The 13,746-nt window shown below is 62.5% G+C and carries 14 protein-coding genes; 9 read left to right on the top strand and 5 right to left on the bottom strand.

The features are described from left to right. The first annotated feature begins 24 nt into the window (after positions 1–24). From cckA to E0H22_RS18500, 3 genes are all read left to right on the top strand, one after another. A complete protein-coding gene (gene cckA / locus E0H22_RS18510; protein WP_233022458.1) occupies positions 25–2,589 on the top strand; it encodes a cell cycle histidine kinase CckA in 2,565 nt (854 codons plus the stop codon). A gap of 193 nt (positions 2,590–2,782) precedes the next feature. Then, positions 2,783–3,841 carry a Tim44 domain-containing protein gene (locus E0H22_RS18505; RefSeq protein WP_233022457.1) on the top strand — a complete coding sequence of 353 codons (1,059 nt, stop codon included), beginning with the start codon at positions 2,783–2,785 and terminating at the stop codon, positions 3,839–3,841. A gap of 132 nt (positions 3,842–3,973) precedes the next feature. Further along, entirely contained in the window at positions 3,974–4,681 is a 708-nt protein-coding gene (locus tag E0H22_RS18500; protein ID WP_233022456.1) for a glutathione S-transferase, read from the top strand. Between the two features lie 42 nt (positions 4,682–4,723). Here the strand turns inward: E0H22_RS18500 and E0H22_RS18495 are convergent, their stop codons facing one another. Further along, positions 4,724–4,894, bottom strand: a complete 171-nt coding sequence (locus E0H22_RS18495; RefSeq protein ID WP_233022455.1) for a hypothetical protein — start codon at positions 4,892–4,894, stop codon at positions 4,724–4,726. A gap of 152 nt (positions 4,895–5,046) precedes the next feature. Continuing rightward, positions 5,047–5,517, bottom strand: a complete 471-nt coding sequence (locus tag E0H22_RS18490) for a hypothetical protein (protein WP_233022454.1) — start codon at positions 5,515–5,517, stop codon at positions 5,047–5,049. Positions 5,518–5,713: 196 nt separating this feature from the next. Here E0H22_RS18490 and E0H22_RS18485 point away from each other — a divergent pair, with 196 nt between their 5' ends. The 3 genes from E0H22_RS18485 to E0H22_RS18475 all read left to right on the top strand — a co-directional run bounded on the left by E0H22_RS18485 (position 5,714) and on the right by E0H22_RS18475 (position 9,668). Further along, positions 5,714–7,369, top strand: coding sequence for a fumarate hydratase (locus E0H22_RS18485; protein WP_233022453.1), 1,656 nt, complete (start codon positions 5,714–5,716; stop codon positions 7,367–7,369). 291 nt (positions 7,370–7,660) lie between these two features. Next, positions 7,661–9,328 carry a DNA recombination protein RmuC gene (locus E0H22_RS18480; protein WP_233022452.1) on the top strand — a complete coding sequence of 556 codons (1,668 nt, stop codon included), beginning with the start codon at positions 7,661–7,663 and terminating at the stop codon, positions 9,326–9,328. A 43-nt stretch (positions 9,329–9,371) separates the two neighbouring features. Then, entirely contained in the window at positions 9,372–9,668 is a 297-nt protein-coding gene (locus E0H22_RS18475; protein ID WP_233022451.1) for a hypothetical protein, read from the top strand. A 4-nt stretch (positions 9,669–9,672) separates the two neighbouring features. On the opposite strand, the gene E0H22_RS18470 is transcribed toward E0H22_RS18475, so the two are convergent. Both E0H22_RS18470 and E0H22_RS18465 read right to left on the bottom strand, forming a co-directional pair. After that, positions 9,673–10,227, bottom strand: coding sequence for an inner membrane-spanning protein YciB (locus tag E0H22_RS18470; RefSeq protein ID WP_233022450.1), 555 nt, complete (start codon positions 10,225–10,227; stop codon positions 9,673–9,675). After that, positions 10,224–10,796: a hypothetical protein gene (locus E0H22_RS18465; protein WP_233022449.1), complete on the bottom strand. Its 573-nt coding sequence runs from the start codon at positions 10,794–10,796 to the stop codon at positions 10,224–10,226. The genes E0H22_RS18470 and E0H22_RS18465 overlap by 4 nt, the downstream gene beginning before the upstream one ends. A 120-nt stretch (positions 10,797–10,916) precedes the next feature. Between E0H22_RS18465 and E0H22_RS18460 the strand changes: the two genes are divergently transcribed. From E0H22_RS18460 to E0H22_RS18450, 3 genes are all read left to right on the top strand, one after another. Continuing rightward, a complete protein-coding gene (locus tag E0H22_RS18460) occupies positions 10,917–11,639 on the top strand; it encodes a TetR/AcrR family transcriptional regulator (protein ID WP_233022448.1) in 723 nt (240 codons plus the stop codon). Between the two features lie 144 nt (positions 11,640–11,783). Then, positions 11,784–12,431 (top strand): SET domain-containing protein, encoded by a 648-nt coding sequence (locus E0H22_RS18455; protein WP_233022447.1) that lies wholly within the window; start codon positions 11,784–11,786, stop codon positions 12,429–12,431. A gap of 160 nt (positions 12,432–12,591) precedes the next feature. Continuing rightward, positions 12,592–13,170 carry a hypothetical protein gene (locus tag E0H22_RS18450; protein WP_233022446.1) on the top strand — a complete coding sequence of 193 codons (579 nt, stop codon included), beginning with the start codon at positions 12,592–12,594 and terminating at the stop codon, positions 13,168–13,170. A 62-nt stretch (positions 13,171–13,232) separates the two neighbouring features. On the opposite strand, the gene E0H22_RS18445 is transcribed toward E0H22_RS18450, so the two are convergent. Next, positions 13,233–13,631, bottom strand: coding sequence for a hypothetical protein (locus E0H22_RS18445; RefSeq protein ID WP_233022445.1), 399 nt, complete (start codon positions 13,629–13,631; stop codon positions 13,233–13,235). Positions 13,632–13,746: the final 115 nt, after the last annotated feature.

Below are 13,746 nucleotides of genomic sequence, written 5' to 3'. Positions count from 1 at the left end.
CATAGATAGGCGATACCCCGTCCGATGAGCGTCGAGACCGACCACGATGGCCAGATCTCGCTGGCGGAGTCCAACGCAGCCCGGGAACCCGTGCGCCGCAGCGGCAGCATTGTTCTCGTCCTGCTCATCGCAGCGGCGATCGTCGCCAGCGCTGTGGCCTTCATGACCCTCGGCCGCGCCCAGGCGCAGCCCTATATTCTCGGCCTGCTGGCGTTGCTGGCCATGGTCGGCCTGTTCATGCTGTTTGCCATCGCAGCAGGTATCATTCGCTTCGCTGATCGCGCTGCCGAAGACCCGATCATGCGTGCTGTCACCAACGGTGCCTTCGATGGTATCGCAGTGACAGATGCGCACGGCCACGTGGTCTATGCCAACGCCGCCTACCTCACTCTGACGGGGGCGGCTTCGGTGCAGGAAGCACGGCCGGTCGAGCGCGTCTTTATCGGCAATCCCGATGTTTCCGAGGCTGTCTTCCGCCTGCTCAAGGCCGCGCGCGAGGGCAAGCGCCAGCAGGAGGAAGTGCGCGTCACTGTCGCCGACGGTTCGCATGGCCGCTGGCTGCGGATGCGGGTCCGTCCGCTCGGCGCCGGTAAGCGCGAATCGAAATCCACCGTGTGGTCGGTGGCCGACATCACGCGCGACCGCCAGCGTCAGGAAGACGTGTTCCAGGAACTGCAACATGCGATCGAATATCTCGACCACGCGCCTTGCGGTTTCTTCTCGGTCAATCAGAAGGGGGAGCTCGTCTATGTCAATGCGACGCTCGCCAACCTTCTCGATCACGATCTCGCCGAGATCGGCTCCGGTGGACTGAAGCTCTCGGATATCGTGTCCGGCGACGGCGCCTCGCTGCTCACCTCCATCGTGCCGATCCCCGGCGAGGTGAAGACCGAAGTTTTCGACATTGATCTCAAGCAGCGCGGCGGCAAGGCCGTGCCCGTGCGCCTCTATCACAAGCTGGCTTTTGGCGCGGACGGCGTGCCCGGCGCATCGCGCACGCTGGTGATCAGCCGCGCACGCGACGAGCGCTCCGATCCGCAGCGCGCGGCCGAAGTGCGTTTCATGCGCTTTTTCGACCATACGCCCATGGCGATTGCCACCGTCGATCTCGGCGGCGCCGTGGTCCGTGGCAATGCCCGCTTCGCCAAGCTGGCGCAGACCCTCAACGACAATGGCAGCGTCAACAAGTCGATCCTTGCGGCGTTGAACGAGCGCGACCGCCCGCAACTGCTCGCCGCTATCGGGCAGGCCGCGCAGGGGCAGGGCGATATCGCTCCCGTGGAATTGCAGCTTACCGGCGCCAAGGAGCGCTGGGGGCAGTTCTTCGTCACCGCCGTGCAGGAAGAAGAGCGCGAGACCGAAGCGGCCATCGTCTACATGCTGGAGACGACCGAGCGCCGCGCGCTGGAGAACCAGGTCAACCAGGCGCAGAAGATGGACACCATCGGCCAGCTCGCCGGTGGTATCGCGCATGACTTCAACAACGTGCTCTCGGCCATCATGATGGCCAACGATTTCCTGCTGAACGCGCATAAGCCGACCGATCCGTCGTTCCAGGACATTATGCAGATCAAGCAGAACGCGACGCGTGCGGCGACTTTGGTACGCCAGTTGCTCGCCTTCTCGCGTCGCCAGACGCTGCGTCCCACCGTGCTCAATCTCGGCGATGCGCTGTCCGATATCGATCTGCTGCTCAAACGCCTGATCGGCGAGAAGGTGAAGCTGGAAGTCGTTCACGGCCGCGACCTGTGGCCGGTGAAGGTGGACATCTCGCAATTCGAACAGGTGATCGTGAATCTCACGGTCAATGCGCGCGATGCGATGCCCGATGGCGGTTCGCTTACGGTTCGCACCGGCAATATCCCCACCGAGCAGGCCGAGAAGCTCGCCTATAAGGGCATGCCTTCCGCCGATTATGTGGAGATCGCGGTGACCGACACCGGCACCGGCATTCCCGCCGAGATCGTCGAAAAGATCTTCGAGCCGTTCTTCTCTACCAAGGACGTCGGCAAGGGCACCGGCCTCGGCCTCTCCACGGTCTATGGCATCGTCAAGCAGACCGGCGGCTTCGTCTATGTGGACTCCAGGGAAGGGCAGGGCACCACGTTCCGCATCTTCCTGCCGCGCCATCATCAGGACAAGGAAACAGCGCCCGATCCGGCCATCGCGGCCGCCATCGCCGCGAAGGAAGCAGCCAAGCCGAAGGCGGATCTGACCGGGCAGGGCACGATCCTGCTGGTGGAAGACGAGGAAGGCCTGCGCGGTCTGAACGCCCGCGGCCTGCGCTCGCGCGGCTACACGGTGGTGGAAGCCTCCAACGGCATCGAGGCGCTGGAGATGTTCGAGGAACAGAACCGCGCCATCGATCTCGTCGTTTCCGACGTTGTCATGCCGGAGATGGACGGTCCGACCTTGTTGAAAGAAATGCGCGCCCTCAATCCGGAGCTGAAGATCATCTTCGTCTCCGGATACGCCGAAGAGGCATTCGAGAAGAGCCTGCCGGAGAATCAGCAGTTCGCGTTCCTGCCGAAGCCGTTCGCGCTCAGCGCGTTGATTGAGAAGGTCAAGGAGACGATGGCGCCGAACTGATACCGGTCGGCGCGTCATCGTTCTTTCGCAATGCAACGCAAACAGTTGAAATTGCAGCTTTCTCCCGCTTTAGAATGTCCCTAAACCCGCGACCGAGCGCCGCAGTGGTGCGGCGTGAAGCGCGCTTCCCTTTTGCTGCGGCGTCGCCATCTTAGGGGCGATTTCCCCCTGCCGGGGATTGAGGGAAAAGACCATGACTTTCACGTTCAGCATGCGCGGCGCGATCAAGACGCTCGCCGTTGTCCTGTCGCTGGCGATGCCGCTCACGATTGCTGTCTCCACGGCTGTCGATGCGCGTCCGGGCGGCAAGAGCAGCATGGGCTCGCGCGGCTCCAGGACTTTCCAGGCGCCGCCTTCGACGGCGACTGCGCCCAATGCGGCGCAGCCGATGAACCGTACCATGCAGCAACCGGGCTCGCCCGGTATGGCCGGTCCCGCTGCTGCGGGCGCCGCCAGCAAGGGCGGCTTCTTCAACCGTCCGGGCATGGGCATGCTTGGCGGCCTCGCTGCCGGCTTCCTCGGCGCTGGTCTGCTCGGCATGTTGTTCGGCGGCGGCTTCCTCAGCGGTCTCGGCAGCATGATGTCGATCATCGGCCTGTTGGTGCAGGTTGCCTTGATCGTCATCGTCGTCCGTCTGGCCATGAAGTGGTGGCAGCGCCGTAACCAGAACCAGACGGCGTCGGCCTATGCCGGCCCGGCTGGCGCGCAGCCCTACAACGCTCCGGAAGCGAATCAGGCCGCGCAGACCAACCACGCTTACGGCGCCCAGCAGGAGGCCCCGCAGGCCGCGCCGCGCAGCGCGCTGGGCGGTCTCGGTGGCTTCGGCTTCGGTTCCCGTCAGGACGAGCGTCCGGTCGAGGTTCTGCCGAAGGACTACGAGGACTTCGAGCGCCTGCTCACCGAGGTTCAGGCTGCCTGGTCGAACGAAGACGTCGATACGCTGGGCAAGCTGGCGACGCCGGAAATGACGTCGTACTTCGCCAAGGATCTCGCCGAGAACAAGGCGCAGAACGACATCAACAAGGTGTCGGACGTCAAGCTGCTGCAGGGCGACCTGGCCGAAGCCTGGCGCGAAGGCAATGTCGAATATGCCAGCGTGGCGATGCGCTTCTCGCTGGTCGACAAGACGCTGGAACGTGGCACGAACCGCCTCGTCGCCGGCAGCGAGACGCCGACCGAAGCGACGGAAGTCTGGACCTTCCTGCGCTCCAACGGCGGCAACTGGGAACTGTCGGCGATCCAGCAGGCGTAACGCCGTCCGGTGGATCGAAACGATGCAAGCGCCGCGGGGCAGCCCGCGGCGCTTTTGCTTTGTGAGCGCTGCGCGAACCAATCGGTGTGCGATCCGTTACCTTCCGATCCTGACGTGCGATGGGGGACGGGAATGCGCTACGAGCTCTATTATTGGCCGATGATCCAGGGCCGCGGCGAATATGTCCGTCTCGCGCTCGAAGACGCGGGGGCAGACTATATCGACGTCGCCCGCGGCAAGGCCGGTATGGGCGCGATGATGAAGATGCTGGAGGCGAAGAAGGGATTGCCGCCCTTCGCACCGCCATTCCTCAAGGCCGGGACGCTGGTGATCGGTCAGACGGCGAACATCCTGTTCTATCTCGGTGCGCGCCATGGTCTTGCGCCAAAGACCGAGGCCGGGCGGCTGAAGCTCAACGCGCTGCAACTGACCATCGCCGATTTTGTGGTGGAGGTGCACGACACCCATCATCCGATCGGGGTGTCGCTCTATTACGAGGATCAGAAGGGACCGGCGAAACTGCGCGCGGCGGCGTTCTGGAAGGAGCGCGTGCCGAAATTTCTCGGCTATTTCGAACGGCTGCTGAAAGCCAGCGGGGGCGCCTATATCACCGGGCGCAAATTGACCTATGTCGATCTCTCGCTGTTTCAGATCGTCGAGGGCCTGCGCTACGCGTTTCCGAAGCGCATGACGGCATTTGAGCGCGAGATACCGACGCTCGTCGGTCTGCGCGACCGCGTTGCCGAGCGGCCGAGCATCGCGGCCTATCTCGCCAGTGATCGACGCATTCCGTTCAACGAGGACGGCATCTTCCGGCGTTACAAGGCGTTGGACAAGTAAACGTCATTGCAAGTGCTTCTCGCAATGACGCGTGGGTTGAAATCAGACGTACTGATCGATCCGTGTGCCCTGACCCGGCGGCAGCGGCGGGCGCGGCGGCGGTGGCGGATTGCGCTCCTCAGCCGTCTCCGGCTTTTTCGGCTCAACCGTCCGCGCCTCGATCGGCTGGATTGGTGTGGCCGGCGGCGTGCCGGTCACGCTCGAAATGCTCATGGCAATGTCCTGTTTCGAAATGCGTCCCGGAAACATGCGCGCGCTTGCCCAACGAGTGATGAATCGTGTCCTTCAATTTGAGCCGATTGCCGGCAGAGACCGTCGATGGTGAAGGATGTCCTTCCGCAGTCGTTCGGATTGTCGCGATCGGGTCACTCGTTGCGGCTGCGCGAGACCGAAATTGCCGCCGTGCTCTTGTCGCGCGTGCAGCGGAAATCGAGACGGCGAAACCGCATCTTGATGTCGTTGCCGCGGAACAGGCCCATGCGGCCGAGGCAGCGCGTCGCGCCTGTCAGCGTGTCCTGTTTCGGGATCGTGAAAACGACAGCCCCGGCGCTGGCGACGAGATCGGTGAAAGCCGGCGTTGGCTTGCGTGTCGACGATTGCGCAAACAGCTCGTTGGTCACCGAGCGGTTGGTGCAGCCGAGCCGCAACTGTTTTGTCGCCGGATGCGAAAGATAGATCACATTGGCCGCCGTGCGCCCGATGTTGATTCCGTCGATCTGACTCTTGAGTTGCCTGGCGAGATCGTCGCACCGATCGGCACAAGCCGGCGAGGCGAGGGCGGAGAGGAGGACCAGGGCGGCAGCGAGAGGGTAGGCGCGGCGGTGGTCGATCGGCATGCGTATGTCTCCTCGGTCCCGATCGCAGTGAAGCGCGAGAAAACGCGACGGCGCAAGGTGTTAGAGGCGCGGAAAACGGGTAGGCCGGAGCGTGTGTCGGCTGAGCAGCGGCACCGCCATGTTCTTTTGAACCCTTCAAAATGTGACGGAAACCTCTTAAAAGGGCTCCAAATTCCAGTCCCTCGAGGCCCGTCCCATGAACGCTCCCACCGCTTTTCCCGACCAGCAGAAGCCGGTTCCGCCCTACAAGCACACCCCGCTGTTCCCGCTGGGTAAGGACACCACGCCTTACAAAAAGATCACCTCCGAGGGCGTAAGCGTCGAGACCGTGCTGGGCAAGGACATGCTGGTGGTGTCGCGCGATGCCCTGAAGGCGCTGTCGGAAGCGGCCTTCGGCGAGATCAATCACTATCTGCGCCCCGGCCATCTGCAGCAGCTGCGCAACATCCTGGAGGACAGCGAAGCCTCGTCGAACGACAAGTTCGTCGCCTTCGATTTCCTGAAGAACGCGAATATCGCTGCCGGCGGCGTGCTGCCGATGTGCCAGGACACCGGCACCGCCATCATCATGGGCAAGAAGGGCTGCAACGTCATCACCGATGGCGACGACGAGGCGGCGCTCAGCGAAGGCGCGCGCGACGCTTATCTCCGGCGCAACCTGCGTTACTCGCAGGTCGCGCCGCTGACCATGTATGAAGAAAAGAACACCGCCAACAACATGCCGGCACAGTGCGAGATCTATGCCGAGGGCGATGACGCCTACAAGTTCATGTTCATGGCGAAGGGTGGCGGCTCCGCCAACAAGAGCTTTCTGTTCCAGGCCACTCCGTCTGTGTTGACGAAGGATCGCCTGCTCGCTTTCCTGAAAGAGAAGATCATGACGCTGGGCACCGCCGCGTGCCCGCCCTATCATCTCGCCATCGTCATCGGCGGCACCTCCGCCGAGCTGTGCATGAAGACGGTGAAGCTCGCTTCCGCGCGCTATCTCGATGCGCTGCCGACCCAGGGTTCGGCGGACGGCAATGCCTTCCGCGATCTGGAGATGGAGCAGGAAATCCTCAAGATGACGCAGTCGTCCGGCGTCGGCGCGCAGTTCGGCGGCAAGTATTTCTGCCACGACGTGCGCGTCATCCGCATGCCGCGCCACGGCGCCTCGCTGCCGATCGGCCTCGGCGTGTCCTGTTCGGCGGATCGTCAGGTGCTCGGCAAGATCACCAGGGACGGCATCTATCTCGAGGAGCTCGAGCACAATCCGGCGCAGTATCTGCCGAAGGTGGAAGAGTCGCTCGGCGGCGATGTCGTCAAGATCGACCTCAACAAGCCGATGAAGGACATTCTCGCGACGCTGTCGCAATATCCCACCAAGACGCGCCTGTCGCTCACCGGCACCATGATCGTCGCGCGTGACGCGGCGCATGCGAAGCTGCGCGACCGCCTGGAGAAGGGCGAGCCGCTGCCGGATTACTTCAAGAACCACCCGGTCTATTACGCCGGCCCGGCCAAGACGCCGGAAGGCTATGCTTCGGGCGCCTTCGGCCCGACCACGGCCGGCCGCATGGACTCGTTCGTCGACCAGTTCCAGGCCGCAGGCGGCTCCATGGTGATGGTCGCCAAGGGTAATCGCGCGGTCGCTGTCCGCGAGGCGTGCAAGAAGCATGGCGGCTTCTATCTCGGCTCCATCGGCGGCTCCGCCGCGAACCTCGCCGAGCACTGTATCAAGAAGGTTGAGGTGGTCGAGTATCCCGAGCTCGGCATGGAAGCGATCTGGAAGATCGAGGTCGAGGATTTCCCAGCCTTCATCATCATCGACGACAAGGGCAACGACTTCTTCAAGGAACTGAACCTGGGCTGATCGTTCGGGGCGGGCCACCAACTCCGCCCCTCAGCCTCCGCCCTCATCCTGAGGAGCACGCCGTAGGCGTGCGTCTCGAAGGATGGCCGCAAAACTCCGGAGCCTTGCCATTTCATGGTTCGAGACGGCGCTACCAGCGGCGCAATTGCGCCGCTAGGCCTCCTCACCATGAGGGCCGGAAAGTGGGGCGGCTTATCTGACTAATCCCCGGTTTCCGTCCCCGCCCACCCCACGGAGGGTTGCGGGAATCTTCTGCTCTCGCTAGAACAAAAAGAGTACGCGAGAGATGCCGTGACCGAATTCGCTCCCTATTTCCCGATCGCCACGCTGGCGCTGGCTTTCATCGCCGCGCTGTTCGCGATCGTGGCCGTCATCGTGGTTGTGCGTCGTCCGCTGGCGCTGGAGCGTGCCGAGGTGAGCGAGCTTCTGCGCTTCGAGGGCGATGCCATTCGTGCTGCGTCGGATGCGGAGATCCGCGCCGTGCGGCAGGAGCTGGTGCAGACCATCAACCAGCAGCAAGGCGCTGCCGCCACCATGATGCTGAAACTCTCCGAACAACTGCTCCGGCAGGTGGACAGCTTCGGCCTGCGTCTCGAAACCTCGAACAAGACTACCGAAGGGCGCATCAACGAGATCGGCACCAAGCTGAATACGGATATCGGCCGCATGGAGCAGGGCGCGGCGGCCCATAGCGAAGCGCTGCGCACCATGGTCGAACGCAAGCTCGATCAGTCCGGTGCCGCGCATGCGGACTCTGCGCGAAATCTGCGTGAAGAACTCAGCGGCAGTTTCCAGCGCATGCGCCAGGGCGTCTCTGAAACACTTGGCGAGATCAGCAACCATCAGAAAGAGCGTCTCGACGCGACAAAGCTTGCCATCGACGAACTGATCCGCACCCAGGGCGCAAGCAGCGAGCAGCTCCGCCAGACCGTCGAAGGCCGGCTCGACCAGCTTCGCACCGAGAATGCCGCGGAGCTGGAGAAGGTCCGCACCACCGTCGACGAGAAGCTGCAGACCACACTGGAAGCGCGGCTCAACGAGAATTTCGGCCGCGTGGTCGAACAGCTCAACAAGGCCTATGAGGTGTTCGGCGAGATGCGCAGCATCTCCACCCATGTGGGCGATCTCAAGAACGTCCTCACCAATCCAAAACTGCGCGGCACATTCGGCGAAGTGCAGCTCGCGATGCTACTGCAGGATTTTCTGTCGCCGACGCAATATGTGAAGGATGCGCAGATCAAGCCGAACTCGGCGGAGCGCGTTGAATATGCCATCCGCCTGCCGATGATCGATGGCGACGAGATGCTGCTGCCGGTGGACGCGAAGTTTCCGCGCGAGGACCACGAGCACATGCTCGAAGCGCTGGAGGCTAACGACATCGAGCTGGCCGGGCACTTCCGCAAGCAGCTCGAAAACCGCATCAAGGCTTTCGCCAAGGACATCGCGAAGAAATACATCAACCCGCCGCGCACCACCGAGCGCGCCATCCTGTTCCTGCCGACCGAAAGCCTGTTCGCCGAGGTGCTGCGCATTCCCGGCCTGTTCGACCACGTGCAGCGCGAATGCAATGTGATGCTGGCCGGTCCGACGACCTTCGCCGCCATCCTGCACGCGTTCCAGGTCAACCATCGCTCCATGGTGATCGCGGAGCGCTCCGGGGATGTCTGGAAGATCCTCAGCGCCGTGCGCACCGAATTCAAGCGCTACAACGACACCGTGGGCAAGGTCGCGCGCCAGCTCAACACTGCGGCGGGCTCGGTTGCCGAACTCGACAAGCGGAGCCGCCTGATGGATCGCGCGCTCCGCGATGTCGCCGTGATGCCGGACGACGGCAGCGCGGCGCGGATGCTGGGCCTCAACGAAACGCCGCCGGATGATGGCGACGACGATTTGATCAAGGCCATGGGCGGCACAGCGCGCGACGCCGTGCTGGAGGAAGACGCGCCATCGCCGGATTGATCGACGCTGCCGCGCAGAACGCGTTCGGCTGCTTTGGGATTCGATGAATATCGTGCTGGCTGGCCGACGAATCCGGCTCGACAAGATCCGACTCAGCGACGCAGTCGCATGCGTCCAGTTAACCATGATCTGCGGGACTCGATTCTGCCCGAACCCGCAAGCCTGTGCGGAAAAAAGAAAAGCGGTGACGACTCGGCTCGCCCTGTTTCAATTGGTCCTTGAAACGATCCGAGATTCGAGGCGGGCCATGATCGATGCTCTGAGGATGAACATGACCGTGGTGGCGCTGCTCGCTGCAGCAAGCGCGATCAATGGTGTGATGTTCTATCAGTACCTCTAACGCCTCACGCCGCCGCTGCGGCGCGCAGGCGACGCGTGACCAGCACGCGGAAGACCACGTATTGGATCACAAAAGCCGCCACTTTGGCGCCGGTGAGCACCACAGTCACGTAAAACGCCCAAAGCTTCATATCGCCGCTCAACGCGACTCCGATAGTACCGGCGCCCAGCGCGAACATCAGCGCGGCCCAGGCATAGCCGGCGATCACCACACCGTCCGGAATGGTATCCTTCACGATCGGCGGCACATAGCGCAATGCCCAGCCTTTGCGCAGCATGATGGCGCCGATGGCGAAATGGCCGATGCTCGGCTTGGCAAGCACGAAGCGCGGGTCGTTGGTGAGCAATGTCGCGCCGCCGAGCACGACCACCAGCCCGAAGCTGGCATAGGTCATCGCATCCAGCCTCTCGCCCTTGATGCGTGCGCGGACGAATTGCGCGATGGCGCCGGCGATCGCGACGCAGGTCGCCAGCACGACATCGCCGGTGATCAGATAGAGCACCAGGAAAAGAATGGTGGAAAAGAAGTCCTGACCGAGCTTGGCGAACACGTCCTTCATCGCAGGTCTCCAGAGAGTTTCACGGCAACGTCTTTCCCGCGCCGATACTGCGGGTACCATTTTGTGAAATACAGCGCCGCGTTGCGGGCTGCGAAGGCAATGGCGAAGCCGATCCAGAGCGGGATACCCGGCACGAAGATCACCAGCATGTCCGCCAGCAGCATCGCCACGAAGGCGAAGGTCCAGGCCCAGGTGATGACGTAATTCGTCGCAAGAAAGCCCGGCAGTTTCGTGGTTTCGATATCCACCTGCTCGCGGGCATACTGCAACGTGAAGGGCGCGCGGATCGCGAGCGACAATAATGCGATCGCCAGCACGCCGAGATCGACCGCGAGATGCAGGGCCGTTCGACTCCAGTTGCCGTCGATCAGCGTGACGTAGCAGCCGATGGCGGTGAACAGCAGCACCGATCCGGCCGCCAGCATCTTGACCGAACCGCCGCGGGCGACGTCCCAGATGACGACGCCGAGCGCCAGCGCCGCGGCCGTGAACAGGCTCACGGTCGCTGACGCGACCAGCAAGAGCAGGGCGAAGGTGCCGAACGGAGCAAGGATGAGAAAGGCGGTCATCGGATTTTCCGATCGGCTTTGCCGGCGATATCTTTACGACGTAAAGATGCGTTTAGGCCCGCAATCCCGAAGCGTCAAGCAAAATCTTTACACTGTCAAAATGACCGCCTATAAACGGTCATGGCAAAGACATCTCGCATCAGGGCCGTGCGGCGGCCGCCACAGGTCCGCCGCAAGCCTGCCACTGGGAAGCCGCAAGCTGGAAAATCGCCCCAAAAGTCGTCCGGAGCGGAATCTCCCTATCATCACGGCGACTTACACGACGCGCTGCTGAAAGCCGCGCAAACCGTGTTGGAGCGGGATTCGCTGCCTGGGCTGACGCTCCGCGCGGTCGCCCGCGAAGCCGGTGTTTCACATGCAGCGCCGACCCATCACTTCGGCGATCTGACGGGCCTGCTCAGCGAACTCGCCGCGGTCGGTTTTCGAAATTTCAACGCGGCGCTCACGGCGGCCAGCGCCACCGGCGCTACGCCGGTTGAAAGAGCGCTGGCCCGGGCGCGGGCCTATCTTGCCTATGCGCGTGCACAGCCCGGCATGTATCAGCTGATGTTTCGCACCGAACGGCTCGACATGAACCGCCCGGCACTCAAGGAAGCGAGCAATATCTCCTTTGCAGGCCTTGCCCAGGTCGTGGGCATCGCGCATTCCGGCGATATTGCAACCGATGCCCTGTCAATGGAGCAGGCGGCACAGATCGCGCGCACCTGGTCGTTGGCCCATGGCTTCGCCATGCTCGTGCTGGCTGGGCGGCTTGATTACATGCTCGATCGCCTGCCGGGCAGGCCTGATGCGGAAGTGCTGTTCGTCGAGGCGCTGAAAACCGGTTTGCGGCCGCCACAATAGCGTTCGGAACCTCTGCAAGCCGATGCGTGGATCGCGCATGACGCTGCGAATATGCGCAGCCTGTGGCCGGTGCGCCGCTGGCACGGGGAGCGGAATCGATCTAGAAGATGAGATCAGTCCTTCAGTCGTGCCAGTTCCTGCCTCATGCCAGCTTCCCTCGTCAACAAGCCCTATCGCATCGGTCGCTCGAAAACAGGTCTCGGCCTGTTCGCCACCCAGCCGATCAAGAAGGGCGTGAAGATCATCCGCTATTTCGGTCCGCTGCTGGATTCGAAGAACGAGAAGCACGATGCGATCGAGAACAAATATCTGTTCCAGATCAGCAAGCGCTGGACCGTGGATGGCTCGATCCGAAAGAACGTCGCGCGCTACATCAATCATTCCTGCAAGCCTAACGCCGAGTCGGACGTCAACCCGGCGAAGAAGAAGATCATCATCCGCTCGATCAAGAAGATCGAGCCGGGCGAGGAGATCAGCTACGACTACGGCACCGAGTATTTCAAAGAATATCTGAAGCCGATCGGCTGCAAATGCGACGGCTGCGAGGCGAAGCGCAAGAAGAAACGCGCCAAGCTCCGTGCCGAGAAGGCGAAGGCCAAGGAAAAGGCCGAGCGCAAGGAAGCCAAGCAGGCCGAGAAAGCCAAGCGCAAGAAGGACAAGGCGAAGGCGAAGAAGGCTGACGCCAAGAAGGCGCTGAAGAAGACGGCGCAGGTGACTAAGACGGCCAAGGCCGGAAAAAGGACCGTTGGCAAGAAGGCCAAAGCGAAGAAAGCTAAGGCAAAGAAGGCGTAAGGCTCTTTGTATCGCGCCCACCGGGGAGAAGTTGCGCGCGGATGCGGAGAATTATGAGACCGGTCGGGTCCTCCTATCCAATCGGCTCGCCTTGCTATGCTGCTCGACCTCTCCTTAGCTCAGAAAGGTGAAGGAGAGCGCCCTAGCGGGAGATGGCTGCGTGAGACAATTCGCCGACGAAACGATCATCGCTTCCGCGATGTGGACTCTGGTTGAGAAATACACCGGACGTGTCGGCTACCAAGGCGCCATCAAAGCTGAGGGGCTGTCATTCGCGAACCCCGTCATTGATTGTTCCGGCTGGGCTGCCCTCCTGATCACATCGGCAATGGACGCGGTGAACGAGGTGACGCAGCGTGAGATTTTTAACGCTGATGAGCGTGCCAGCATCCGCACATGGTCTGACCGTATGATCGATGTCATTCAGACGCGATCTGGTTTGATCCTCGGTGGCGACGAGATCACCGTGCAAAGCCTTCCGAGATTCGCGTTGATCGGGTTGCGCCAGGGTGGCGGGGCGTGGGCGGCAAACCATCCCCGCCCGCGCGGCATCACTCATGTGGTGCAGGTGACGCGCCGTCCGGATGATGGCGCGGCATTCGTTTCGGAATCGCAAGGCTGGGCCGAACCATATGGTCTTAGATTGCTGCCCCTTGCGGCGTGGATCGAACTCAGTCGCCCGTGGCTCAGGGACGGCGAGGCATGGGCTGTAGATCCGTTCGCAGCGAGGCGATCTTAATCTCTTCCCGCGGTTTGCACGGGAAGAGAGCAAGAGATCGTCCTGTGTCTATCGCTTCCCGCTCACGCCACCTGCGCGGTGCTGCTCTTGCGCAATCCCACGAACTGCAGTTCCGCGAAGACTCCCACCGCAATCGCCTGCGCCGCGATGAACAGCTGGCCGAGCAGGTTCGGACTCACCGCACCGGAGAACAGCAGTCCGATGCTGCCGAGCGTCCAGGCGGCATTGCCGATGATGACGGCCAGCACCAGCAGCCTCGGCATGGTGGCCCGCAGTCCGAGCCAGCCGATCAGTGCCACATAGGCGATCAGGAACAGGCCGGATTCCAGCAGCAAAGCCTCGGGCAGTTGCAGCAGCGGCGCCAGCATGCCGGCGGCGAAAGTCAGCAGCAGGGCCATGGCGCCGCTGACGACGGCGTCGATCTGGATGGCGCGGCGGAGCAGCAGGGACGGGTTGATCATGGTCGTTCTCCTCAGGTGATCGGTTGCGACGTCCCGAAGATGTCCGCCCCGTGGAGGCAAATCGATTACCTCGCAGGTCATGGAAGCACGAAAAGCTGCATGTTAGCTTTTTGCC

This window comes from Rhodopseudomonas boonkerdii, assembly GCF_021184025.1.
GTDB classification, from domain to species: Bacteria; Pseudomonadota; Alphaproteobacteria; order Rhizobiales; family Xanthobacteraceae; genus Tardiphaga; species Tardiphaga boonkerdii.
Note: the sequence above shows the minus strand (reverse complement) of the source record. Positions and strands in the feature narration are given on the sequence as shown.

Bases quoted from the DNA above. Each gene is read 5' to 3' on its own strand.
- E0H22_RS18495 (WP_233022455.1), bottom strand. From the start codon at position 4,894: ATGAGCATTTCGAGCGTGACCGGCACGCCGCCGGCCACACCAATCCAG.
- E0H22_RS18475 (WP_233022451.1), top strand. From the start codon at position 9,372: ATGAATATCGTGCTGGCTGGCCGACGAATCCGGCTCGACAAGATCCGA.
- E0H22_RS18490 (WP_233022454.1), bottom strand. From the start codon at position 5,517: ATGCCGATCGACCACCGCCGCGCCTACCCTCTCGCTGCCGCCCTGGTC.
- E0H22_RS18460 (WP_233022448.1), top strand. From the start codon at position 10,917: ATGGCAAAGACATCTCGCATCAGGGCCGTGCGGCGGCCGCCACAGGTC.
- E0H22_RS18485 (WP_233022453.1), top strand. From the start codon at position 5,714: ATGAACGCTCCCACCGCTTTTCCCGACCAGCAGAAGCCGGTTCCGCCC.
- E0H22_RS18465 (WP_233022449.1), bottom strand. From the start codon at position 10,796: ATGACCGCCTTTCTCATCCTTGCTCCGTTCGGCACCTTCGCCCTGCTC.
- E0H22_RS18470 (WP_233022450.1), bottom strand. From the start codon at position 10,227: ATGAAGGACGTGTTCGCCAAGCTCGGTCAGGACTTCTTTTCCACCATT.
- E0H22_RS18505 (WP_233022457.1), top strand. From the start codon at position 2,783: ATGACTTTCACGTTCAGCATGCGCGGCGCGATCAAGACGCTCGCCGTT.
- E0H22_RS18455 (WP_233022447.1), top strand. From the start codon at position 11,784: ATGCCAGCTTCCCTCGTCAACAAGCCCTATCGCATCGGTCGCTCGAAA.
- cckA (WP_233022458.1), top strand. From the start codon at position 25: ATGAGCGTCGAGACCGACCACGATGGCCAGATCTCGCTGGCGGAGTCC.
- E0H22_RS18500 (WP_233022456.1), top strand. From the start codon at position 3,974: ATGCGCTACGAGCTCTATTATTGGCCGATGATCCAGGGCCGCGGCGAA.
- E0H22_RS18445 (WP_233022445.1), bottom strand. From the start codon at position 13,631: ATGATCAACCCGTCCCTGCTGCTCCGCCGCGCCATCCAGATCGACGCC.